The following is a 21,787-nucleotide window of genomic DNA, read 5'->3' as shown; positions in this document are numbered from 1 at the left end:
CGGCAGAAACGTCAACAGTCCGCAACAGAGGATGAACTCCATGGCCGCCATGAGCGCGATTTCTGTCAGGCTGGGTGGCGTGTGCGCCGTCCTCGGCGCGGTCGGCTACCTGGCCGCCGGCGCGTTACACCGAGACCTGCCGAGCGGCGCGGCGAACGCGGTTCCGCACGTCGCCGCGCACCCCGAGTGGCATGCCATCCATCTGCTGGCCATCCTCGCCGTGGCCCTCTGGCCGATCGCCTTCGCCGGCCTCGCCGCCGCGCTCACCGAAGGATGGAGCGGAGTCCTCGCGCGGATCGCCACGGGTGCGGTTCTGGTCGGCTTCGTCATCTACGTCCTCGACACCGCCTTGGACGGGTACGTACTCAAAGTGGTCTCCGACGCGTGGGCCGATGCCTCCGGCGCCGGGAAGCAGGAGGCCTTCCTGATCGCGTCGGCGGTGTACCGAGCGCTCCAGGCCACCTTCGTCGCCGCCATCATCTGGCTGGTGGGCGTCCCCTTCCTGGTGATGGGCCTGGCGGTGGCCCTGGGCCGGGCCTTCCCACGCTGGCTCGGCTGGGCCGCCTTCCTGGTGGGGCTGCTCGTCACGGTGGCCGGAATCACGTACTACCTGGGCCTGGACGTCATCCCGCACCTGGCCGGATTCGTCGGCCCGAGCGGCGTCCTGATGATCTGGATGCTCGTCATGGGGATCCTCATGGTGCGGTCGTCCGCGCGGGCGAAGGTGTGAGCGACGATCATTCAGCCGTCCACGCGGGCGTCCTCCTTGACCGGGGGGACCGTCTCTCGTACGCGGAGCGCCGTGGCCATCCACCGGGGCAACCACCACGTGGCCGCGCCCGTCAACGCCACCAGGGCGGGCACGAGGATGGCGCGCAGCACGGTCGCGTCGAGCAGGATGCCCGCGCCCAGCCCGGTAGCCGCGATCTTGAGATCCACCACCGGGATCGTGGAAAGCAGGACGAAGGCCAGGAACAGGATCAGCGCCGCGCTCGTCACCAGGCGCCCCACCTGGCCGAGGCCGGTGAGGACAGCGGTGCGGGTCGAGCCCGTGGCGTCGTACTCCTCCCGCATCCTGGCCAGCAGGAACACCTCGTAGTCCATGGACAGGCCGAACAGGAAGGCGAAGACCACCAGCGGCACCCACAGCGCGATGGCGCCGGTCGCCTCGACTCCCCAGAGGAGTCCGGAGCCGTGCCCCTCCTGCCAGACCAGGGCGAGAATGCCGTAGGAGGCGGCGATGGAGATCATGCCGAGGATGATCGCCTGGCCGGCCAGGATGACGGAGCGGAAGGCGCGGGACAGCACGATGAAGGTGAACACCAGGATGGCGGCGAGCATGTACGGGAAGTCGCGGTAGAGCGCGGAGGCGGAGTCGATCGTCAGCGCGCCACGCCCGCCTATCTGGACGCCGGGGAAGTTCCGGGCGAACGCCGTGACGCGCTCCACCGTGTCCTGTCCTGCGGGAGTGCTGGTCTCGGCTGCCGGCAGCACACTGACCATCGCCGTGCCGCGCTGCCGCCAGGCGGGTGAGTCCGGAGCGACGGCCGCGTGCACGCCCTCCACGGCCGCCAGCCGCTGGGCCACCGTCTCCGGTGCGACACCGGACGGTGCCAGGACCTCGATGGGCGTGAGCACGCCGCGCGGCACGCCGCCGCGTTCGAGTTCGGTCAGCGCCGTGCCGGCGCTGCCCTCGCTCTGCAGCGCCGTGGACACCGGATCGCCCAGCCGCATCGTGGTGGCGGCGACCAGCAGCGGGGAGAGCACGGCCAGTCCCACGAGCAGGGATATCAGGGGCCTGCGGACGACGAACCCCGCCCACCGCCGCCACACCGCGCCCGACGGCACGCCGCGACCCCGGCGTGGCCATTCCAGCACCTTCCCGATCGAGGCGAGCAGCACCGGCACCAACGACAGCGTCACCAGGGTGCTGACCAGGGGGATCAACATGCTGCCGAGCCCGATGCTGCGGATGAACGGCACGGGGAGCACGATCAGGGTGCCCAGGCCGCCCGCGACGGTGAGGCCGCTGAAGACCACGGCCCGTCCCGCGGATTCCATGGCCCGGTGGATGGCCTCCTCAGCGGACATTCCCTCGGTGCGCCGTTCCTCCCGCCACCGGTTGACCAGCAGCAGGGAGTAGTCCACCGCCACCCCCAGCCCGATCAGCGCGATCAGGTACTGGATGGTGGCGTTCACGTCGGTGATCTCGGTCAGGCCCAGGGTGAGGAGGAAGGAGACCATGATCGACACTGTCGCGACGACGAGAGGAAGGACTGCAAGCGCCGAGCCGAACACCCAGAGCAGCACGATCAGCGCGCCGGCCCCGGCGATGAGCGTCTCGATGACCACGCTGTCGGTGGTGACTCCCTCGACCTGGTCTTCGAGCTCCTTGATGCCCGTCATCGCGACCTCGCTGCCCGCGGGCAGGGAAGCTCGCAGCGCTTCGGCGACGATGGGGGCGTACTCGATGGGCTCCCCCCACCTCTCCTCGGGAAGCAGGGCCAGCGCGTACGGCAGGCCGCCGTCATCGGGCCGGGGCAGCAGCCGTACTCGCGCCTGCTGGAAGAGGGCCGCGCTCGCCCGCTCCATACCCTCCTTGACAGCCGGTGAGCCACCCCTCTGGCCGGCCGGCAAGTGGATCACCGCCACCAGGGGTTCGGTCGCCCCGCCGTTGCCGTAGAGCTCCTGGATCGCGGTGTTGGCCTTGAACGCCGGTTCGTCGGGGAAGGAGTAGTCGTTGGCCAGCCTGTCGGGGACGATCGAAGCGGCCCAGCCGCCGAACACCGCCGTGACGGTCCAGAACAGGATGACCCAGATCTTGTGCCGCAGCACGAACGCCGACAGCTGTCGCATCACTCACTCCGTGCGGGAAAAGGGAGAGCTTCCGACGCTAGGTCCGGAGGTCGCGCGGGGGCGTCCACCCGTGAGCGGGTTCTCGATCCGGCAAGGGAGCAGGCGGCGTACACCCAGGGGTGTACGGGGTCACAGCCAGCGTGGCCGGACCAGCCCCACCTCGTACGCCTGGATCACCAGCTGGGCGCGATCGCGCGCGTCCAGCTTGGTCATGATGCGGTGCAGATGGGTCTTGACCGTCGCCGGGCTGAGGAAGAGCCGGGCGGCGATCTCGGCGTTGGACAGTCCCTCGGCCACCAGGGCGAGGACGTCGCGCTCGCGATCGGTCAGCGCCGACAGCCCCTCCGCGCCGTCGCCGGCCGGCCGGACGAACTGCTCGATGAGGCGCCGGGTGACGTTCGGGGCGAGCAGGCTCTCTCCGCGCACGGTCGCACGCACCGCTTGGCGCAGGCGGTCCGGCTCGATGTTCTTGACCAGGAAGCCGCTGGCGCCGGCCCGCAGGGCTTCGAACACGTACTGGTCGAACTCGAACGTGGTGAGGATGAGCACGCGGGTGGCGGCCAACTCCGGGTCCGCCCGGATCCTGCGGGTCGCCTCCAAACCGTCCGTTCCCGGCATCCGGATGTCCATCAGCACCACGTCGGGCAGGCTGGATCTGACCACGCTGACGGCCTCTTCGCCGTCGGCGGCCGCCGCCACGACCTCCATGTCGGACGAGTTCTCCAGCAAGGCCCGCAGCCCCGCCCTGACCAGGGGCTGGTCGTCGGCCAGCACGATCCGGATCACGAGGACCCCCGCCAGCCCGAATCCTCCTGCGGGGCGGGTAACCAGGCACGCACCTCGAAGCCTCCTCCCTCGCGGGGGCCGGCCTCGGCCCAGCCGTCCACGGTGCTCGCGCGCTCTTTCATGCTGACCAGGCCGTAACCCGTACCGCCCGTCGGTCCCCTGCCGTCGTCGCTCACCCGTACCGCCAGTCCCCGTTCGTCATAGGCGAGATCGACCTCCGCCGTCCTGGCCGCCGCGTGGCGCAGGGTGTTGGTGAGCGACTCCTGGATGATCCGGTAGGCCGTCAGATCCACCATCGGCGGCAGCGGCCTGGCCGTGCCCCGCACAGTCCGCCGCACCTCCAGCCCGGCTTCGGCGGCCGACGTGATCAGGCGTTCGACCTGGGCCAGGCCGGGCATCGGCTCCGACTCGCAGGCGCCCGCGCGCAGCACTCCGATCGCCGCCTGCATCTCGTTCATGGCCTCCTTGCTCGCGACCCGGATGACGTCCAGGGCCGTGCGCGCCGCATCCGGGCACGCGGCGCAGTCTCGCAGGGCCTCCTTGGCGACGCTCGACTGAATCACGATGACCGAGATCGTGTGGGAGGCGATGTCGTGGATCTCGCGCGCGATGCGCATCCGCTCCTCGTCCGTACGCCTGCGCGCCTCCTCCTCCCGGAGCCGCTCGGCCTCCTTCATCTGGTTCTCCACCATGACCAGTTGCTCCCTGCGCATCCTGGTCAGCTCGGCGAGCACCACCACCCCGCCGACGACGACGGCCCAGACGAGCAGGGTGCCGGCCGCGTAGTCCGAATCGTAGACGCCCAGCGGCAACCCCATGGCGGGGTAGAGGACCAGGAACGCCGCGGCGACCAGGCCGACGGGCCGCAGCCGGCTTCCGGGCTCCGCGATCACGCTGTAGGTGGCGATCAGGGCCGGGACCACGGCCGACCCGTACGGGAAGGCCAGAGCGTGGTAGAGCACCAGCGCCGAGAGGGTGACCAGCAGGGTGACCACCGGCCGGCGCCGCCTCAGGGGCAGGATCAGGCACGCCCCCGCCAGCAGCGCGCAGGCCGTCCAGTCCACGGTCCTGCCGTCCTGGTTGAGGCCGGCGATGACGGAGCCGAGGATGGTCATGACGGCCATGCCGATGACGAGCACCGTCTCCGCCAGGAACTCCCTGCGCAGCATCACCACGCCTTGAGCGTAAACCAGGCCACTCCATACGCCTTCGAGTCCGGCTTGAAGGCGGCTTGACATCATCACAGCTCCGGTACGGCTTCCTAAGGAGCGGGTGATGGCTCACCGAACCCTGATCGTCGCGCGGATGAACCCGGAACAGGCGGACGAGGTGGCCGCCGCCTTCGCCGCCTCGGACGCCAGTGAGCTCCCGCACATGATCGGCGTCTCCCGGCGCACGCTCTTCCGTTTCCACGGCCTGTACATGCATCTGGTGGAGGCCGATCAGGACATCACCGCCTCGCTGTACAGTGCCCGCGGCCATTCCCTCTACCGCGACATCAACCAGGCCCTCACCAAGTACATCAGTCCTTTCGACCCGAACTGGAAGGAGCCGAAGGACGCCATGGCGGAGCCGTTCTACACCTGGTCCGCGCCCGGTGGCGGAGCCTGCGGCTGCGGAGGGCAGGCGGCATGTTCCGGGTGATCCTCCGGTTCGCCGTCAAGGAGGGCACGGAGGCCGGGTTCGAGCGGGCCTGGGAAGACATCGCCGCAAGGGTCTCGGCGAGCTCCGCCAACCTCGATCAGTGGCTGCTCAGAGGCGACGAGGCGGAGCCGGTGTACTACGTGGTCACCGACTGGCGGGACGAGGCCGCTTTCCGGCGGTTCGAGCACAGCGCCGAGCACGTGGACAACCGGCGCGTGCTGGACCGGTTCCGGGCCGGCTCGACGATGACGACCATGCGCCTGGTCACCCACCTGCGGGGCAAGGGGGCCGCGGAGTGATCGACGGCGCGCTCACCCTGCTGACCCCGGGCCCCGCAGGCACCTCCAAGCGGGTGCGCGACGCCCTGCTGCGGGGCGATCTGTGCCATCGTGAGCCGGAGTTCGCCGAACTGCTGGAGCGGATCCGGGTGACGCTGCCCCGCTGCCTGCACCTCGGCGGCACGCACGAGACGGTGCTCGTGACGGGCTCGGGCACCGCGGCCATGGAGATGGCGCTCATCGGCTCGGTCCGCCGGGGCCGCGCGGCGCTCGTCGTCAACAACGGCGTCTACGGCGAGCGGCTGGCGCAGATCGCCCGGGTCCACGGAATCACCTGCCACGAGGTCAGGAACGCGTGGACGAGACCGGTGGATCCCGGGGCGGTGCGGGCGGCCCTGGCCGAGCACGACGACATCGACGCCGTGGCGTGCGTGCACCATGAGACCACGACCGGTCTGATCAACCCGATCGAGGAGATCGGCGCCGCGACGGCGTCCGCCGGACAGGCGCTCTTCGTGGTCGACGCCATCAGCGGCACCGCCATCGAGGAGCCTGACCTGGCGCGGGTGTCCGCCGACGTGATCTGCGGCACCGCCAACAAGGGCCTGCACGGCGTGCCCGGGGTGTCGTTCGTCCTGCTCGGTGCCAGAGCCGTGGAACGCGTCGGTGAGGTGCCGTCCAGGTCCCTGTACCTCGACGCCGCCACGCACCTGGCGAGCCAGCGTCGTGGCGAGGTCGCCTTCACCCCCGCGGTGCAGGCGTGCTACGCCCTGGACGCGGCGATCGCCGAGTACGAGGAGGCCGGCGGCTTCGCGGCCCGCACGCGGCTGTACCGGGAGCGCGCGGCGCTGGTCCGCGGCCAGTTCGATCGGCTCGGCCTGCCGATCCTGGTCGGTGAGCCGTTCAGGTCCAACTCCGTGACGATGCTGCGGCTGCCCCGCGGAGTGCTTTACCGGGCTCTGCACGACGAGCTCAAGAGACGGGGCTACGTGGTGTACGCCGGTCAAGGCCACCTGTCCGGCGAGTACTTCCGCATCTGCACGATGGGCGAGATCCCCTGGCACCGGCTCGAAGAGCTGGAGCGGAGTCTCGCCGACGCCCTCGCCGCCGTCACCAGGTGACGGGCAGCTCCGCCAGGCCGCGGATGAGCTGCCCGTCCTGTACGGGCAGCCGCTCCACGGGCATGGCGGGGCCGAGCCGGGGGAGCTTGCGCAGCGTCACGGCCAGGGCGAGCTCCAGTTCGCTCCGCGCCAGCCGCGCGCCGAGACAGTAGTGGAAGCCCAGGCCGAACGTCAGGTGCGGATTCTCCGCGCGCGTCACGTCGAACCTGTGGGCGTCCGGGAACACGCCGGGATCACGGTTGGCCGCCGAGATGGCGGGCAGCACGGCCTCTCCCGCCCGGATCCGCACGCCGCCGAGCTCGACATCCTCGGTGGCGATCCGCAGCAGCCCACCCCCCGTGGTCAGGGCGTTGTAGCGCAGGAGCTCGTCGACCGCGGAGTCCAGCAGCTCCGGGCACTTGACGAGCAGGTCGAGCTGGTCGGGATGGCGGAACAGGCACAGGAACGACAGGGCGATCTCGCTGGCCGTGCTGAGGAATCCGCCGGCGAGCACGGTCGTGCCCATCATCACCAGCTCCTCCTCGCTGAGCCTGCCTCCGGAATCGCGGGCCGCGATCAGCTCGCTGAGCAGGTCGTCGGCCGGCTCGTCGCGCTTGGCGGCCACCAGCGAGGCCAGATAGTCCTTCAACTCCGCCCTGGCGGCGGCCACCTGAGGCGGTGGGAACCGGGTCAGGCTGAGCATGATGCCGACCCAGCCGGAGATCCTGCTCCTGTCCTGGGCGGGAACGCCCAGGAGCTCGCAGATCACGGCGATGGGCAGGGGGCCGGCCAGCCGCGACACCAGATCGGCGGGCGGCCCCTCCTCGACCATGGCGTCGACCAGGTCCTCCACCTTGCGCTCGATCACTGGCTGGAGGGCCGCCACGCGGCGGTTGCCGAAGGCGGGGTTCACCAGCCTGCGCAACCTGGTGTGATCGGGGGGATCCATGCTGACCAGCGACGACGGATCCGACGGGATCGGCTGCAGCCTCGGCGCGTCGGGCCTGGTGGTCAACGCCCGGCTGAAACGCGCGTCGCTCAGGACGATCCTGTTGGCCTCGTACCCGGTCACCAGCCAGGCCTCGTCACCCGTGGGCAGGCGTACCCGAGTGACCGGCTGCCTGGCCCTGAGCAGGTCGAACTCCGGAGCCGGCTCACCCGGAAGCTCGGACGTGAAGGGGAACGCGTACGTGCTCATGCGGCACTCCTACCGGTGAGGAGGGCTCCATCCTCGCCACGGCCGGTCGCGTCGCCTTCGAGGAACGTTGGAGACCTTCGAGCAACGTCTGGAAGGACGTCGCGTACCCGCTCAAACCCCGCAGGACGAAACGCCCGGCGGCACCAGCGGGACACCAACGCGATACGAGTCCCCGCTGGCACCGTCGTCAGGACGGAGAGCCACGGGGTGATGATGGACCTGTTGCTGTTGTCTCGACTGCAGTTCGCCGCCACGGCGTCGATCCACTTCCTGTTCGTGGCCCTTTCTCTGGGTCTCGTGGTGTTCGTGGCGACCATGCAGACGATGCACGTGATCACCGGCAAGGACGTCTACTCCCGGATGACGCGCTTCTGGGGCACGCTGTACGTGATCAACTACGCGGTCGGCATCATCACGGGCCTGGTGATGGAGTTCCAGATCGGGCTGAACTGGAGCGGGCTGGCCAGGCTCACCGGCGATGTCTTCGGCGTCCCGCTGGCGCTGGAGACGTTGATCGGCTTCGTGGCCGAGGCGACGTTCCTCGGCATGTGGATCTTCGGCTGGAACCGGCTGCCCGCTCCGGTGCACCTGTGCCTCATCTGGCTGGTCGCCGCGGCAAGCTACGTCACCGCCTTCTGGATCATGGTGGCGAACTCGTTCCTGCAGCACCCGGTCGGCTACGAGCTGCGGGAAGGGCAGGCGCGCCTGACGGATTTCGGCGCGCTGCTGACCAACCCCGCCCTGACCGACGCCTTCCTGCATCTGATCTCCGCCGCGCTGCTGACGGGTGCCCTGTTCGTCGCGGGGATCAGCTCCTGGCAGCTGCTCCGGCGTACCGCCGACGCCGATGTCTTCCGGCGGTCGCTGCGCTGGGGGCTGCTCGCCGCTCCGCTCGGCGGGTTCTCCGCCATCCACTGGGGCTTCGTCCAGGAGAACGTCGTCGAGCGGTACCAGCCGGTGAAGCTGGCCGCCATGTCGGGGACGCTCGACGGAGCGGGGCTCGCGCCGCCGTCCTGGATCATCGTCCCGTTCGAGATCATGAAGGACGTCGCCTATGTCGTGTCGTGGGGGACGTTCCTCTTCCTCCTCCTCACCATCGGCGGCCGGATCCTCCGGATGCGCTTCCCGCTCTACGTGCTGATCGGGATGCTGCCGCTGCCTTTCCTGGCGGTGTCGATGGGCTGGCTGGTGCGTGAGGTGGGCCGCCAGCCCTGGGTGGTGTGGGGTGTGCTGAGAACCGACCAGGCGGTGTCCGACCTCGAACCCGTCGCGGTGGCCGTGTCGTCGGCCGGCTTCGTCACGGTGCTCGTCTCGCTGGCCGTCATGGACTACTGGTTGCTCGCGAAGTTCGCCCGGCGCGGAGTGAGCGCCGCGACCTTCGGGGCGGCGGCCGTCGGGGACGAGGTCCTGCCGCTCCGCTACTGATGGCGAGGAAACCCATGGACCTTCTCTGGACCGTCCTGCTGATGCTGTTCCTGAACCTGTACGCGGTGACGGACGGGTTCGCCATCGGCGTGGGCATGCTGCTGCACCGCGTGGGGAGGACGGGCGAGCAGCGGCGCACCCTGCTCACCACGATCGGCCCCTTCTTCCTCGGCAACGAGGTCTGGCTGGTCGTGGCCGGCGGCGTGCTGGCCGGGGCGTTCCCCCGTGCCGAAGCCCGGCTGGCGGAGTGGCTTTATCCGGTGGTGGTGGCGGGCCTGCTGATCTGGGCGGTGCGGGACGCGTCGGTCTGGTTCCGCAGCAGGCTTCCGTCCGCGCGCTGGCGGGTCGGCTGGGATCGCGTCCTGAACGTGGCCAGCCTCGCCTTCGCCGCCTTCTGGGGAGCGGCCGTGGGTGCGGCGCTGCACGGGATGGGGCCTTTTGTGCTGGTGTGGGCCGTGGTGGCGGTCGTGCTGCTCGCCGCGCATGGTGCCGTGTTCGCGGCCCTGAGATCACCGGCCGAGCTCGCCGAGGCCGCGAAGACCCTGGCGTCCGGCTTACTGGGGCCGGCGGCGCTCCTCCTGGCGCTCGTCCCGCTCACCGGATTCCTGATCAGCGGCCTCCCCGGCGAGAGCCTCCCGCTCGCCGCCCCTGTCGCGGTCGGCGGAGCCGGCGCTGCGGCCTTGTGGACAGCTCGGACGGCTGTCCGCGCGGAATCCTTCGGCCGTGCGGTGGCGCTGACGTCGGCTGCGATCACCAGCGTCACCGTGCTCGTCGGCGTGCGGCTCGGACCGGAGCTCATCCAGGCCGCGGCGGGAGCGGAGACTCTGCGGGTGCTCGGCGGGTTCGCGCTGATCCTGCTGCCCCTGCTGGCGGGCGCGCAGGTGTGGATGTGGCGGACGTTCCGGCGACGCGTGGATGCGAGGACTGCCCTCTTCTTCTGATGCGTCCCTAGCGCGGGCCTGCGATCCGCCGCCCGCTCCCGTCTGTCGCCTGTCCGATTCAACGCCACTTCGCACGAGGAGTGCTTCTACAAGTGATCGCGGTCGGCGTTCGCCCGGCACTTCTCATAGTTCGTGTGACGGATGGTGCGGAAGTTGTCGACCGACATCCATCCGTACGTCCTCGTCCCCTTCACCCGGCCGAAGACCCAGATCGCGCCGGTTGTGACCAGCATTCCTACTGCCTTGGCCGCGAATCGCATGGTGCCTCCTTTGTCCTGTTGCCCGACTGGCTATCCATATCGTGCGCGGGGCGGTGTTGTGAATCTGTTGAGTGTTCGTTGAGAGGGCGGGGAGCTGCCGATTCGGCGCAGTCGACTTGAGGCGCGGGCCGTTTTAGGAGCGGCAGGATAAGGCTGCGCACATCCAGGCCGCTAGCATGATGGATACCAAAAGCCGTAATTCAAAGGACGTTACCTCGTGCTTGAGATGTCCGATGCTGTGGACCTGCAGGTGGTTGTCGAGGGTGCGGAGGCCGAGACCCACGCGCTGGGGTTGTTCAACTGGCTCGGTTCCGAGGACGAACTGCGCGGACGGGTACGGCCTCAACGGCGGGCGCCGGAGCCGGGAGAGATGGGCTCGGCGGTGGAGTTGCTGACGGTGGCGGTGGGCTCCGGTGGCGCGGTGGTGGTGCTGATCCAGTCGGTGTGCACCTGGCTCACCTCCCGCGGCGCCGATGTCAAGATCACCGTCACCGCTGCCGACGGGCGGCGGGTCGAGGTGGATGTCCGTCGTGCCGCGGACCCGGCGGCGGTGCTGCGGGAGGTGGCGGAGCAGTTCCCGGCGGCTGTCGAGCGGCATGGTGAGTCGTAAGCCGTTTCCGGATGGCAGGGGCAGCCGGGCGGTGCTCATCGGGGCGGGTACCTTCCACGACCCGGAGTTGCCTGACATCCCCGCCGTGCGCACGAATCTCGAAGACCTGCGTCAGGTGCTGACGCATCCCGTCCATGGCCTCCTCGAAGCCGATCATTGTCAGACATTGGCCGATCCGGCGGATCAGGCCGCTGTCGGCGTGGCCCTGACCGCCGCCGTCCGCGAGGCGGAGGATCTGCTGCTGGTCTATTACTGCGGGCACGGGGTTCTCGACGACACCGGAGCACTGCATTTTGCTTTGACCGGCACCAACGCCGAACACGTCGGCTTTTCCGCCATTCACGTGGACCTGGTCAAACGCATGGTCGGCAGCGCTCGCGCCAAAGCCCGCGTGCTTCTCCTGGACTGCTGTTTCTCCGGCCAGGCCGTCACCGTCATGAGCAACCGGCGGAGCCTCGCCCTGGGGCAGCTCGATCTGACGGGCACCTATACCCTGACGTCCACGCCTGCCAATTCCCTCTCGCACGCTCCACTCGGTGCCCGGAACACCGCATTCACCGGAGCGTTGCTGAACGCGCTACGCGAACCCGGCCCGCTCACCTTGGATGAGATTCACCGCCACATCGACCGGGAACTGGTCGGCCGCGGCTTCCCCCGTCCGCAACGCCGCTCCGTCGGCAGCGCCGGAAATCTCGCCGTGACGCGGGGGCCGATCAAACCTCCACCTGCTTCCCGTCCGGCCACTTCCCGCTCCGGCAGGAAGCCGCCGAGCGCCGCGGCGAAGACCGGCCGTGCCCTGCTCGCGATGTTGCCGCTCGCCTTGCTCCAGGGCAGCACCTACGCACCCCTGGTGCCGGAACCATTCCTCGATGCCCCGCGCGTGGTGGTGGGAGTCTGGCGAGACGAAGGCAATCGCACCAACGGACCAGAGTCCAGCTACAACCACGACGTCATCACAGAATTGCTTCGACTTGCCGGCTTCAAGGGAGAAATAACCTTCAGGGAGGTTGCGCGAGAAGACGCGATAAGAACGGTGGCGAGGAAAGACGTCAACATCGCCGGCACGCTGGGCATCACCCCGTCCAGAGAAAGAGAAGTCGATTTCGTCGGTCCGCTCGCATCCTCGCGACTGGGCGTATTAGTACCTCGCGGCAATAAAGGCATCGAAAAAATTGGCGACCTCTCCTGGAAGCGTGTATGCGCGATAGCCGGATCGACAACGGTCGACTCTATGATGAAGGCCGAAAGAAGGGCACAGATCTCCGTGGCAGCGAGTCTTGATGACTGTCTCGCCAGCCTATGGTCGGGCAAGGTGGACGCGATCGTCGGAGACCGGTTGACACTCGCCGGCATGCAGTTGGCGATGCAAGACCGAACTAAACTTGTCCCGGGTATCAGGTTCGGCCATCTCGAATCCACGGGATTCGCGATAGCCAAGGGTAATAATGATACTTGCGAACGCCTCCGAGTCGCCTTGCAAAAATACGTCAGCAGCCAGGACTGGCGGGAACGCTTCAGCGAACGCCTGCCTTTGACGAAGGATATACTCGAAGCGCTTCCCACTTCTGAAGAGATCGACGAAATGTCTTGCCGAGCAGGCGCGGCAGGCTGAGTGGCCTGCGATGACGTGAGTTCTGCGCCAGGCCCGGCTCACCGGCCGGCCGCCTGGATGTCAGGGGAGCCGGGCGACGACGAAGTCGTCGAAATAGGTGCGGGTCTCGGCGACGCTCTCGACGAAGAGCCCGAAGCGGGGCGGGCCGACGGCCTTGCTCGCCTCGGTGTCGGCCAGCCGGATGACGAGCTGGTCGTCGGCCCACAACGCCAGATCGACCCGCCCGTCACCGCGTACGCACTCGGCGCGGAGCAGCGCGTTCCCCCTGGCGACGCCCTCCGGCAACGGGATGTCGCCGGTCATGTTCCGCGGGACGCCGCCGACGACCTTGGCGATCTTCCCGTGCCCGTCGCCGCGGATCTCCATGACGTACAGGATGTCGTTGGCGACCTGGTCGTCCTTGGAGTACTCGCAGTAGACCCCGTTCCAGGTCTCCGCGCCGGCGTCCGAGAAGTTCATCTTCACCGACGCCAGCGCGTGGTCGGGGAGTCCCTTCTTCGCCGGCGCCGGGCTCCAGCGGTGCCCTGCGCCGCGCTTCAGCCTGATCGTGTAGCGGCCGTCGCCCGTGTAGCCCTGACCGGTGTCCACCCCGGTGCCCTCGTTGTTCCAGCCCGAAGTGTCGGTGGCGAACGTCTCGCGGTACACCATCTCGCCGCGGGGAGGCGTCTCCGGCGCCGAGTTCACCACCCACACCATCACGGCCGCGGCGACCAGCGCGCTCACGACCAGGGCCGCCCCCGCTCCGATCAGCACGTCCCGCAGCCTGCGCCGTCTGGTCTCCTCCGGTAAACGGTGCCGCGCCGACCGGCCTCGGCTCCGGCTCTCCCGGCCCTCCTTCTTACGCAGCGGGCTCAGGTCGAGCCGTACGCTGCTGGCGACCTGGGCGGAGTCGACATCCGGCCGCTGCACCAGCGCGCCCAGCAGCTCCTGCGCGGTGGGACGGCGCGCAGGATCCTTGCTCAGCGCCGCCGCGACGATCGGCCGCAGGCCGGGGTCGAGGCGCCGCAGATCGGGTTCGTCATGGACGACCCGGTACATCGCGTGCGGCAGGTTCGAGGAGGCGAACGGGGAGGCGCCCACGGTGGCCGCGACGACCACGCAGCCCCAGGCGAAGATGTCCCCCGGCGGGCCCACCTGTTCCCCTTGGACCTGCTCCGGCGCCATGTAGTCGGGGGTGCCGACGACCATGTCGGTGGCGGTCTGCCGGTCACCGGCGTCCAGGGCGCGGGCGATGCCGAAGTCGATCACGCGCGGGCCGAGCGGCGACAGCAGCACGTTCGCGGGCTTGAGGTCGCGGTGCACCAACCCGGCGTCGTGAATGGCGGTGAGCGCGGTCGCCACGCCCACCGCGAGCGCCTCCACGTTCGAGCCCTCCAGCGGCCCGTTCTCGCGCAGCACACGACCCAGATCGGGCCCGGCGACGTATTCGGTGACGACCCAGAGCGGCTCGGCGTCTAACTGCGCGTCGAGCACGGGCGCGGTGCAGAACCGCCGCACCCGGCGCGCCGCCGACACCTCGCGCCGGAACCGCGCGCGGAACTCGGGGTCGACGGCGAGCAGGCGGTTGATCACCTTGATCGCCACCGGCCCCGCCGGCCCCTCGGCGAGGTAGACCGTGCCCATGCCGCCCTGCCCCAGCCTGCTGGCGATCCGGTACGGACCGATCTGCACGGGATCGGACGTTTCCAGGGCGAGAGGGGGATGCAGTCCATTGGACGTCACAATGGCCGATCCTAAGATGACTTATGCCGCAAAGTACCCACAACATGAAAGTGCTTGATAAGGTTCCACGTTTGACTTGATCCAAGATCTTCCCGGGCCGTCGTCTCGGGCACCGGATCACCCATGAAGAGTTCGTCCTGAGGGGCGGGCTCTTTCTTGTTGAGCGCGGCACCCGGGCCTCCCGTACTCAATGCGCGGCGAAGCCTTGCGCGGCGCGAGTACTCGTGTTTGAGTAGTCATATGCGAGCAACTCGTCTCTTCATCCTCGGCGCCCTGGCGGACGGCGGTCCCATGCACGGGCACAAGATCCGGGCCGCCGCCCAGATGGATCGGGTCGAGCTGTGGGCGGACGTCAAACCCGGATCGTTGTACGGGGCGCTGCGCCGGATGGCGGACGAGGGCGTCGTCGAGGTGGTTCGCACGGAGCAGGAGGGCAACCTGCCCGCCCGCACGGTGTACGGCATCACCGGCAAGGGCCGTACCGAGCTCGTCTCGCTGATCAGGTCGGTCCTCGCCGACACCAGGCTCCGGCCGGACGCGATCCAGTTGGTGCTCCTGCACAGCGGCGAGATCGGCCAGGACGAGCTGCGCACGGCCGTTGAGCGGCGGCGCGACTCCTTCGCCACACAGCTCGGCTTCTGGCGCAATCTGCGCGGCGAGGCCGAGCCGCATCTGAGCAGGCTGGAGGCCGTCGCCTTCGACTACACGCTGATGCGGCTGGAGACGGAGCTGGCCTGGCACGAGCGCTTGCTCGCCGAACTCACGCCCCAGGAGTGACCGCCCGGATCCGCCCTATAAGCCCGAATCCGCCTCCACCAGCGCGGGTGCGTCCCCATCGGAACATCGGAACATCGGAACATCGGAACATCGGAACATCGGAAGGAGAGTTTGCATGTCCGCTCGGCTCAAGCACGTCGCCGTGATCGGCGGCGGGATCGGCGGGCTCTGCCTCGCTCAAGGACTACGGCGAGCCGGCATCCCCGTCACCGTGTACGAACGCGACCGATCGGCCGACTCACGGCTCCAGGGCTTCCGGCTGAACATCGAACCCACCGGAAGCACCGCCTTGCGCGCCTGCCTGCCGCCCGCCCTGTGGGAGGTGCTGGTGGCCACCTCGGGCGACCCCGGCCCCGGGATCAGCTTCCGCGATGAACGCATGCGGCCGCTCGTACGCATCGGCCGGGACGACGGCAGGAAGCCGGATCCGCTGGACCCCACGGCCGGCCGGCATGCCGTCAGCCGCGTCACCCTGCGCAAGATCCTGCTGGCCGGCCTGGACGACGTCGTCCGCTTCGGCAAGGAGTGCACCGGTTTCGTCCGGGCGGACGACGGGACGGTGACAGCGGCGTTCGCCGACGGGACCACCGCGACCGCGGACGTGCTCGTCGCGGCCGACGGCGCCGGCTCCCGCGTGTGGGGACAGCTCCGCCCCGAGGCCGGCCGCACCACGCTGCCGGCGACGGCCGTGGCCGGCAAGCTCTTCCTCACCGAGGAGAACCGCCGCTGGCTGCCGGAGCCGTTGCTCGCCGGCATGAACGCGTTCTGGCCCCGCCAGGACTTCCTGTTCACCGCGGTCTTCCGCAGGCGCGAGAACCCGGCGGCGATCAACGCCAGGCTCGGCGACCGCCTACGCGCGCTCGGGCTGGAGCCGGAGCGCCTGCTGGAGGACTCCCACGACGACGACTACATCCTGTGGGCCTTCATCGCCCACCGCGACGCGCTGCCGGGCTTCACGGCGAAGGACCAGGTCGATCCGGTCGCGGTACGGGAGATGCTGGCCCGGCGGACCACCGGATGGCACCCCGACCTGCGCCGGCTGCTCGCCGACTCGACCCCGGACACCCTCTACCAGACCGAGTTCAGAGCCGCCCAGCCGCTCCGGCCGGCGGAGACGGGCAACGTCACCGGGCTCGGGGACGCCGTCCACCAGATGCCGCCGGTCGGTGGGCTCGGCGGCAACACCGCCCTGCGTGACGCCCACCGGCTCCGCACCGCCCTCATCGCCGCCGATCGTGGCGAGCAGCCGTTGTCGCGGGCGTTGCACGACTACGAGACGGACATGCTGCACCACGGTTTCGACACCGTGCGCGAGGTCGTGCGCAACACCGACGCCGCGATCGACCGCAACCCGCTGCGACGGACGGCCATCCGATGGTTCTTCCGCACCTGCGGAGCCGTCCCGCCCCTCGGCCGGGCGGTGTTCGGCGAGGGCTGACCTGGAGCTCGACACCTGGCTGCGTCCGGAGGGCCTGGGCTCGTCGGTACGGAACGGGATAGTTCAGGCGTCCGACGGGTCGGCGCGGTCGGCTGGGAGAAGATCGAGAGACCGGGCCCTCCGCAGTGCCATCACCCGGTCGTGCACGCCGAGCTTGCGGTAGAGGTTCTCCTTGTGCTTGTTCACCGTCGCCTCCTTGATGTTGAGGCGGCGGCCGATGGCGTAGGCGGTCAGCCCTTCGCTCAGGAGCTTCAGGACCGCCATCTCGCGCAGGGTGATCCTGAACTCGGCCGGGTCAGCAAGCGCGGGCAGGCTGAAGACCACCTTCTCGTGCGCTTCAACCGTGTCAAGGAGTGAGCGCGCGAGACCGGCGTACTCGAGATCCCGGCCGCTGTAGCCAGTGCCGTCGCGGCTCATGATGACGCCGCGGATCTGACCGGGCAGGGAATTCAAGGGCAGGGCGATCTGGCGATCGATGCCGATCGCTTCTCTGCCGGCGCGGTAGGCTTCGCTCCCCCACCAGTCGCCGCCGGCGACGTCGTCCATGGTCAGAGGCGTCCGGTCACCCGTCCGTGCGTAGTGGCGGAGCAGCGGGTGCGCACGCATGTGGGAGCGGATCAGGGCGTCCAGCGGTGCTTGGTGCAGCCAGTCGGGCGATCCGGTCAGCGCGTGCCCGGTGCCCGCCGCCCAGTCCAGGTCGATGAGCACCGCCAGATCTCCCGGCAGATCCTTTGTCAGCCGCTCCATCAGCAGAGGCCATACGCGTACGGGCGCTCTCGTCGTGAGGATGTCCATTGCCAGGTCGTGGATACGTCTCGCATCCGCCTTGAACAAAGACGCCATGAGCGCATTGTGCATGAACGGCTACCAGCTGACACAGCAAATGGGAAGTACGCACTTCTTCGTATTCATCGGCACGGCCGACCGGCGGGACAGTGTGGGTGACATGCACGAGAGGAGCCCGCATGAAGCGAAGAACTGCCCGTCTCGGATCACGTCTGGCGGGGGCCGCACTGCTCGTCGCCACCACGCTGACGGCGGTGACGGAGGCGCCCGCCCACGCCGGCACCCTCGACGCGATGCGCCGTTGCGCTGAGGGCCAGGTCGCGAACCACGACATCCCGCACCTGCTCGTCTGGGGCAACGGCGGCGGCGGCGTTCCCGTCGGCCGCAACCCGAACAACATCATCGAGCCGGGCGACGTGTTCCAGATCATCCCGGACATGAACTCGCGAGTGGATCCCGATGACTGGGAGGGCGGTAGCGTCGGCCCCGCCGGCAACGGGCAGGTCGCGCCGCAGGGATGGCCCTTCCCCGGGCTGGCCCAGTACTCCGCGGTGCTGCGCTTCAACAACAACCCCGCAGGCTGGACGAGCGACGCGCGGCAGGCAACTGCGTTCAACAGGTGCACAGTCTTCCGTGACAACGCCCCAGCCAGATTCTCGTTCGGCGTGAACGACCCCGGGCCGGGCGACAACGACGGCGCCTGGACCTTCCGCGTACTGATCTGGAAGGCGTCCGCCCCGGCCACCGGCCCCATGGACCGGTGCAGCCGGAACCTGCCGGCGACCGGACCACGCGACCGGGCCGACACCTCCATGGGAGTCGCCGGGAACGGCAGTTTCGGCAGTTTCCCCTCGGGAGCCACACCGGGCAACGTCCTGCGGCAAGGGGACGTCCTGCGCCTCGAACCCGATTACGCCAGCAGAGCCCGCATGGACTACTTCTTCGCCGACCACGGTCCCAACGGCACCAACAGGCCGGCTGTCACCTCCGGCTGGCCATACCAGGACCTGTTCGAGTTGTCGCCCATCCTGCGCTTCAACAACAATCCAGCCGGCTGGGTGGGAGATCCCGTGCAGGCGACGGCCCTCGGAGGATGCATGCTGTGGGCTGATGCCCAGCCCGTCCGGCTGCTGTTCGGCGTAAACGACCCCGATCTGTCCGACAACTCCGGACAGTGGCGCTTCCGTCTCCGGATCTACGGCCGCGACTAGAGCACGTCTTAAACGTTGGAGCGGCCGGTCGTTGACGGCAACGACGTGGGAGAAGGTCTCGAAGGGTGACGTCGTCGAGTCGACGGACTACACCTCGGTGACCGCGGACCTATCGCTACCTGCAGTGACGGCCTTCCGTTTCAGCTGGCTGCCAACGATGCAACCCAGGAGGACCGAACAAATGCCTTTCGATGACTACCAGCGGGAGAGCTCACGGCGGATAGACCAGCAATGCGAAATGGTCCGTCGCTCCAACGAAGAGTCGGCACGTAGACGCAATCGCGAAGATTGGCGTGCCCGCCGTAACAGCGACGAGGACGACTTGAGCTTCGGGACACAAGTCATCCTCGCCATTGTGGCGCTCGCTGTCTTCTTCCTCGTGGTATACCCGCAGTTGCCCCACCGCTGAGGAGCCGACAATCCCGATAGTCGAGCGACTGGCTCAGCAACGACGGTGAGCCAGAGGAGCCACAGTACTTCCCGAACAACCGTCCGTCGCACCACTGCGGGCCAGAGCCAGAGCCAGAGCCAGGGTGATGACCTCGGACGAGGGGGTCATGGCCATGCCCGCAGTTCCGCGCCGCGTGGGTCGTTCGCCACGGTCTCTTCCCTGTCGATGATCTTCGTGGTGCGGTGGGTCACGTCGTAGCGGTTCCAGCCGGGGTCGCCGGTTCCGGCGAAGGCGATCCAGGACGCGTGCGTACGGGCGGCGAGGTCGGCGGGTGGCTCGTCCGGGCCGAGCAGGGCGTCGGGCCCGCGCAGTCCGGGCAGGGCGGTGGCGTCGAAGACGAACGGCAGCTCCACGGTGTGGGCCGCGCCGAGTTCGCCTCCCAGTGCCGGCGAGCGCCAGGCGAAGTTGTAGACGTAGGTGGCGGATGAGCGATGCGCGGCGTGCGCGTCGGCCAGTCGCCGGTTGCCCACGCGGAAGAGGGCGTCGCCCATGATCGCCGAGCGCAGCTCGCCGCTGGACGCGAGTGGCCGCGCCTTGCGGTAGGTCTCGACGAGGTGGCCGGGCTCGGGGTGGGAGCGGGTCGCGGCGGCCGTGACGTCGGCGTCGGTCGAGGAGGACAGGGTCCCGAACGGCGCCAGGTAGAGGTTGCCCTCCTCGGTGGTGGTGCCCGCCAGCAGGTCCACGGCGGCTCCGCGGCCGGCGGCGACAGCCTCGGCGGGCTGCTGGTCGAGCACGACGCTGAACGGGCTGAGCCCGATGAGCGGGTCGTAGTGGGTGGCGGTGCGCAGGTCGATGCCCGACAGTTCGGGAATGACCTCGACGAGGCGCCGGTCGGGGACGTCGGCGAAGGACTCGGCGCGGGGCTCGACGCCCAGTGCCGCGGCGGCGGCGCGGGTCACACGGGCGGCCTGCTCGGTGGTGAAGGCTCCGAGGCCGCTGCCACTCTGGACGATCGCGCGGCGGAACAGGCCCTCCGCCTCGGGCGTCGCCAGCACCGCGCCCACGATCGTGGCGCCGGCGGACTGGCCGGACAGCGTGACGGTCCCAGGGTCGCCGCCGAACGCCGCGATGTTCTCGCGTACCCAGCGCAGGGCGGCGATGACGTCGAGCAGGCCCCGATTGTCGGGTGCGCCGGGCAGGTGGAGAAAGCCCGGGATGCCGAGCCGGTAGTTGAGGGTGACGAGGACGACTCCGTCTCGGGCGAAGGCGGCGCCGTCGTACAGGGGCGACCGGGTGGATCCGGCCACGAAGCCGCCTCCGTGCACGAAGACCAGCACGGGCAGGCGCGCGTCGGCGGCGGCGGTCTCGGGTGTCCACACGTTGAGGGTCAGGTAGTCGTCGCCGGTGATCCAGCCGGGTCCGAAATATGGGGACATATCTAGGCGACCGAGTTTGCGTTCGGACTGCGGCGCGTTCGATCCCGGCTCGGTGGCGTCCCTTATGCCCGTCCATGGGGCGTGCGGGCGCGGCGCCTGGAAGCGGCCGGCGCCCACCGGGGGCGCGGCGTACGAGATGTTCAGGAAGACGACGGAGTCGTCGCCGCGCCGTCCCCGGACGGTGCCCTGCGCGGTGACGACGTCCACGTGCTGCTTCATCAGATTTCCTCGAAGTACGGTGAGAACGGGGCCCAGCCCTTGACGGCGAACCCGCTGCCCTCCCTGATCACCTCGGCGGCGCCGTGCCCGCCCAGGTGCGCGGGGATGACCAGGGCGTTGTTGTCGGCGGCCCAGCCGAAGACCTTGGCGCGGGAGGCGCGGGCGGCCGCGGGGTCTTCGCAGAAGCAGCTGTTGACGTCCGGCTCAATGAACTGCACGGGGCTGTGCATCATGTCGCCGACGAACACCGCCCGGTCCGCGCCCGACAGCAGGGTGAGCACGGACGATCCCGGCGTGTGCCCGGGCGCGAGGTCCAGGCGCAGGTTCGCGTCGATCTGGTACGAGTCATCCCACAGCAGGGTCAGACCCGCCTCGTGGACGGGCAGGACGCTGTCCTCGAACACGTTCTGATTGCCCCGCCCGAAGACCGACTTGTGGTCGTTGGCCGGGTTCCAGAAGTCGAAGTCGGGCTTCGGCATCAGGTACGTGGCGTTGGGGAAGGTGGGCACCCAGGCGCGGTCGTCCTGAAACGTGTTCCAGCCGACGTGATCGATGTGCAGGTGGGTGTTGACGACGAGATCGACGTCCTCGGGCCGGACGCCGGCGCGGGCCAGGTTGCCCAGGTAGCCGGTGTCGAGGTAGCTCCAGACCGGCGCGTAGGGTCGGTATCTGTGGTTGCCGACGCCGGTGTCGACGAGAATGGTCCTGCCTTCGCTGCGCAGGAGCCAGGTCTGGATCGCGCTGTTGACGATGCCCGTTTCCGGGTCGAGGAACTGCGGCGCCAGCCAGGAGGAGTTGTCCTCCCAGGTCCGCGGCGAGGTCTCGGGGAAGAACTGCTCGGGCGTCATCCCGACCGGGCCGTGGTGCTCCCAGACGCGGGTGATCGTCACCTCGCCCAGGGTGATCTGGTCGACCGTTTCTCTGACCATGGGGAATCCTCCGTTGGATGGGTGGGGTGCCGGGGAACGCCTCCGCCCGACCATCGTGCGTGGCGGCGGCGGATCATCGGTATCCGTCAGATGACTGCACCCGATGTGACCGAGCGCGCTGGATGTGGCCGCCCCGTCGCTGCCGGCACTCGCTCGCGGCATGGTGGC

General features: G+C 69.2%; 21 protein-coding genes. 12 read left to right on the top strand and 9 right to left on the bottom strand.

Going from position 1 to position 21,787, the window contains the following annotated elements; genetic code table 11:
- The first annotated feature begins 49 nt into the window (after positions 1-49).
- Positions 50-730 carry a hypothetical protein gene (locus AB0C27_RS09350; RefSeq protein WP_357840211.1) on the top strand — a complete coding sequence of 227 codons (681 nt, stop codon included), beginning with the start codon at positions 50-52 and terminating at the stop codon, positions 728-730.
- Between the two features lie 11 nt (positions 731-741).
- Here AB0C27_RS09350 and AB0C27_RS09345 read toward each other — a convergent pair whose 3' ends face one another.
- From AB0C27_RS09345 to AB0C27_RS09335, 3 genes are all read right to left on the bottom strand, one after another.
- Positions 742-2,856, bottom strand: a complete 2,115-nt coding sequence (locus AB0C27_RS09345) for an MMPL family transporter (protein ID WP_357840208.1) — start codon at positions 2,854-2,856, stop codon at positions 742-744.
- A 129-nt stretch (positions 2,857-2,985) separates the two neighbouring features.
- Positions 2,986-3,642 (bottom strand): response regulator transcription factor, encoded by a 657-nt coding sequence (locus AB0C27_RS09340; protein WP_357840205.1) that lies wholly within the window; start codon positions 3,640-3,642, stop codon positions 2,986-2,988.
- Entirely contained in the window at positions 3,639-4,811 is a 1,173-nt protein-coding gene (locus AB0C27_RS09335) for a histidine kinase (RefSeq protein ID WP_357840693.1), read from the bottom strand. Before AB0C27_RS09335 ends, AB0C27_RS09340 begins: the two co-directional genes overlap by 4 nt.
- A 106-nt stretch (positions 4,812-4,917) precedes the next feature.
- Here AB0C27_RS09335 and AB0C27_RS09330 point away from each other — a divergent pair, with 106 nt between their 5' ends.
- The 3 genes from AB0C27_RS09330 to AB0C27_RS09320 are packed head-to-tail and all read left to right on the top strand — an operon-like array spanning position 4,918 to position 6,685.
- Positions 4,918-5,286, top strand: a complete 369-nt coding sequence (locus AB0C27_RS09330; protein WP_357840202.1) for a TcmI family type II polyketide cyclase — start codon at positions 4,918-4,920, stop codon at positions 5,284-5,286.
- Positions 5,274-5,585 (top strand): antibiotic biosynthesis monooxygenase family protein, encoded by a 312-nt coding sequence (locus AB0C27_RS09325; protein ID WP_357840200.1) that lies wholly within the window; start codon positions 5,274-5,276, stop codon positions 5,583-5,585. The genes AB0C27_RS09330 and AB0C27_RS09325 overlap by 13 nt, the downstream gene beginning before the upstream one ends.
- Positions 5,582-6,685, top strand: coding sequence for an aminotransferase class V-fold PLP-dependent enzyme (locus AB0C27_RS09320; RefSeq protein WP_357840197.1), 1,104 nt, complete (start codon positions 5,582-5,584; stop codon positions 6,683-6,685). Before AB0C27_RS09325 ends, AB0C27_RS09320 begins: the two co-directional genes overlap by 4 nt.
- On the opposite strand, the gene AB0C27_RS09315 is transcribed toward AB0C27_RS09320, so the two are convergent.
- The gene (locus AB0C27_RS09315) at positions 6,675-7,862 is read right to left on the bottom strand and encodes a cytochrome P450 (RefSeq protein WP_357840194.1); all 1,188 of its coding nucleotides are present in this window, start codon (positions 7,860-7,862) and stop codon (positions 6,675-6,677) included. The genes AB0C27_RS09320 and AB0C27_RS09315 overlap by 11 nt on opposite strands.
- 213 nt (positions 7,863-8,075) lie before the next feature.
- On the opposite strand from AB0C27_RS09315, the gene AB0C27_RS09310 reads away from it, so the two are divergent.
- Positions 8,076-9,287 carry a cytochrome ubiquinol oxidase subunit I gene (locus AB0C27_RS09310; RefSeq protein WP_357840690.1) on the top strand — a complete coding sequence of 404 codons (1,212 nt, stop codon included), beginning with the start codon at positions 8,076-8,078 and terminating at the stop codon, positions 9,285-9,287.
- A 14-nt stretch (positions 9,288-9,301) separates the two neighbouring features.
- On the top strand, positions 9,302-10,228 hold the full coding sequence (locus tag AB0C27_RS09305; protein WP_357840191.1) for a cytochrome d ubiquinol oxidase subunit II: 927 nt from the start codon (positions 9,302-9,304) through the stop codon (positions 10,226-10,228).
- 86 nt (positions 10,229-10,314) lie between these two features.
- On the opposite strand, the gene AB0C27_RS09300 is transcribed toward AB0C27_RS09305, so the two are convergent.
- A complete protein-coding gene (locus AB0C27_RS09300; protein ID WP_357840188.1) occupies positions 10,315-10,488 on the bottom strand; it encodes a hypothetical protein in 174 nt (57 codons plus the stop codon).
- Between the two features lie 226 nt (positions 10,489-10,714).
- Between AB0C27_RS09300 and AB0C27_RS09295 the strand changes: the two genes are divergently transcribed.
- Entirely contained in the window at positions 10,715-11,098 is a 384-nt protein-coding gene (locus tag AB0C27_RS09295; RefSeq protein ID WP_357840687.1) for a hypothetical protein, read from the top strand.
- Positions 11,099-11,129: 31 nt separating this feature from the next.
- Complete coding sequence (locus AB0C27_RS09290; protein ID WP_357840185.1) at positions 11,130-12,710, top strand: transporter substrate-binding domain-containing protein; 1,581 nt, start codon at positions 11,130-11,132, stop codon at positions 12,708-12,710.
- 60 nt (positions 12,711-12,770) lie between these two features.
- Here the strand turns inward: AB0C27_RS09290 and AB0C27_RS09285 are convergent, their stop codons facing one another.
- Complete coding sequence (locus tag AB0C27_RS09285) at positions 12,771-14,432, bottom strand: serine/threonine-protein kinase (RefSeq protein WP_357840183.1); 1,662 nt, start codon at positions 14,430-14,432, stop codon at positions 12,771-12,773.
- A gap of 240 nt (positions 14,433-14,672) precedes the next feature.
- Here AB0C27_RS09285 and AB0C27_RS09280 point away from each other — a divergent pair, with 240 nt between their 5' ends.
- Both AB0C27_RS09280 and AB0C27_RS09275 read left to right on the top strand, forming a co-directional pair.
- Entirely contained in the window at positions 14,673-15,209 is a 537-nt protein-coding gene (locus AB0C27_RS09280; RefSeq protein ID WP_357840181.1) for a PadR family transcriptional regulator, read from the top strand.
- 115 nt (positions 15,210-15,324) lie between these two features.
- Complete coding sequence (locus tag AB0C27_RS09275) at positions 15,325-16,647, top strand: FAD-dependent monooxygenase (protein WP_357840179.1); 1,323 nt, start codon at positions 15,325-15,327, stop codon at positions 16,645-16,647.
- Between the two features lie 63 nt (positions 16,648-16,710).
- Here the strand turns inward: AB0C27_RS09275 and AB0C27_RS09270 are convergent, their stop codons facing one another.
- Entirely contained in the window at positions 16,711-17,490 is a 780-nt protein-coding gene (locus tag AB0C27_RS09270; RefSeq protein WP_357840176.1) for a LuxR C-terminal-related transcriptional regulator, read from the bottom strand.
- A gap of 122 nt (positions 17,491-17,612) precedes the next feature.
- Between AB0C27_RS09270 and AB0C27_RS09265 the strand changes: the two genes are divergently transcribed.
- The gene (locus tag AB0C27_RS09265) at positions 17,613-18,644 is read left to right on the top strand and encodes a hypothetical protein (RefSeq protein ID WP_357840173.1); all 1,032 of its coding nucleotides are present in this window, start codon (positions 17,613-17,615) and stop codon (positions 18,642-18,644) included.
- 181 nt (positions 18,645-18,825) lie between these two features.
- Positions 18,826-19,053: a hypothetical protein gene (locus AB0C27_RS09260; protein WP_357840170.1), complete on the top strand. Its 228-nt coding sequence runs from the start codon at positions 18,826-18,828 to the stop codon at positions 19,051-19,053.
- A gap of 146 nt (positions 19,054-19,199) precedes the next feature.
- Here AB0C27_RS09260 and AB0C27_RS09255 read toward each other — a convergent pair whose 3' ends face one another.
- Both AB0C27_RS09255 and AB0C27_RS09250 read right to left on the bottom strand, forming a co-directional pair.
- The gene (locus AB0C27_RS09255; protein ID WP_357840167.1) at positions 19,200-20,690 is read right to left on the bottom strand and encodes a carboxylesterase family protein; all 1,491 of its coding nucleotides are present in this window, start codon (positions 20,688-20,690) and stop codon (positions 19,200-19,202) included.
- Positions 20,690-21,619 carry an MBL fold metallo-hydrolase gene (locus AB0C27_RS09250; protein WP_357840164.1) on the bottom strand — a complete coding sequence of 310 codons (930 nt, stop codon included), beginning with the start codon at positions 21,617-21,619 and terminating at the stop codon, positions 20,690-20,692. Before AB0C27_RS09250 ends, AB0C27_RS09255 begins: the two co-directional genes overlap by 1 nt.
- Positions 21,620-21,787 lie beyond the last annotated feature (168 nt).

It is taken from the genome of Nonomuraea sp. NPDC048882 (assembly GCF_040649755.1).
Lineage (GTDB): Bacteria > Actinomycetota > Actinomycetes > Streptosporangiales > Streptosporangiaceae > Nonomuraea > Nonomuraea maheshkhaliensis.
This window is presented reverse-complemented; position numbering and strand designations above follow the sequence as displayed.

What these genes read in the sequence shown, in the direction of transcription:
- AB0C27_RS09265 (WP_357840173.1), top strand. Translation starts at nt 17,613, where the DNA reads ATGAAGCGAAGAACTGCCCGTCTCGGATCACGTCTGGCGGGGGCCGCA.
- AB0C27_RS09250 (WP_357840164.1), bottom strand. Translation starts at nt 21,619, where the DNA reads ATGGTCAGAGAAACGGTCGACCAGATCACCCTGGGCGAGGTGACGATC.
- AB0C27_RS09275 (WP_357840179.1), top strand. Translation starts at nt 15,325, where the DNA reads ATGTCCGCTCGGCTCAAGCACGTCGCCGTGATCGGCGGCGGGATCGGC.
- AB0C27_RS09260 (WP_357840170.1), top strand. Translation starts at nt 18,826, where the DNA reads ATGCCTTTCGATGACTACCAGCGGGAGAGCTCACGGCGGATAGACCAG.
- AB0C27_RS09325 (WP_357840200.1), top strand. Translation starts at nt 5,274, where the DNA reads ATGTTCCGGGTGATCCTCCGGTTCGCCGTCAAGGAGGGCACGGAGGCC.
- AB0C27_RS09350 (WP_357840211.1), top strand. Translation starts at nt 50, where the DNA reads ATGAGCGCGATTTCTGTCAGGCTGGGTGGCGTGTGCGCCGTCCTCGGC.
- AB0C27_RS09255 (WP_357840167.1), bottom strand. Translation starts at nt 20,690, where the DNA reads ATGAAGCAGCACGTGGACGTCGTCACCGCGCAGGGCACCGTCCGGGGA.
- AB0C27_RS09305 (WP_357840191.1), top strand. Translation starts at nt 9,302, where the DNA reads ATGGACCTTCTCTGGACCGTCCTGCTGATGCTGTTCCTGAACCTGTAC.
- AB0C27_RS09330 (WP_357840202.1), top strand. Translation starts at nt 4,918, where the DNA reads ATGGCTCACCGAACCCTGATCGTCGCGCGGATGAACCCGGAACAGGCG.
- AB0C27_RS09315 (WP_357840194.1), bottom strand. Translation starts at nt 7,862, where the DNA reads ATGAGCACGTACGCGTTCCCCTTCACGTCCGAGCTTCCGGGTGAGCCG.
- AB0C27_RS09295 (WP_357840687.1), top strand. Translation starts at nt 10,715, where the DNA reads ATGTCCGATGCTGTGGACCTGCAGGTGGTTGTCGAGGGTGCGGAGGCC.
- AB0C27_RS09335 (WP_357840693.1), bottom strand. Translation starts at nt 4,811, where the DNA reads ATGCTGCGCAGGGAGTTCCTGGCGGAGACGGTGCTCGTCATCGGCATG.
- AB0C27_RS09300 (WP_357840188.1), bottom strand. Translation starts at nt 10,488, where the DNA reads ATGCGATTCGCGGCCAAGGCAGTAGGAATGCTGGTCACAACCGGCGCG.
- AB0C27_RS09310 (WP_357840690.1), top strand. Translation starts at nt 8,076, where the DNA reads ATGGACCTGTTGCTGTTGTCTCGACTGCAGTTCGCCGCCACGGCGTCG.
- AB0C27_RS09270 (WP_357840176.1), bottom strand. Translation starts at nt 17,490, where the DNA reads ATGGCGTCTTTGTTCAAGGCGGATGCGAGACGTATCCACGACCTGGCA.
- AB0C27_RS09345 (WP_357840208.1), bottom strand. Translation starts at nt 2,856, where the DNA reads ATGCGACAGCTGTCGGCGTTCGTGCTGCGGCACAAGATCTGGGTCATC.
- AB0C27_RS09280 (WP_357840181.1), top strand. Translation starts at nt 14,673, where the DNA reads ATGCGAGCAACTCGTCTCTTCATCCTCGGCGCCCTGGCGGACGGCGGT.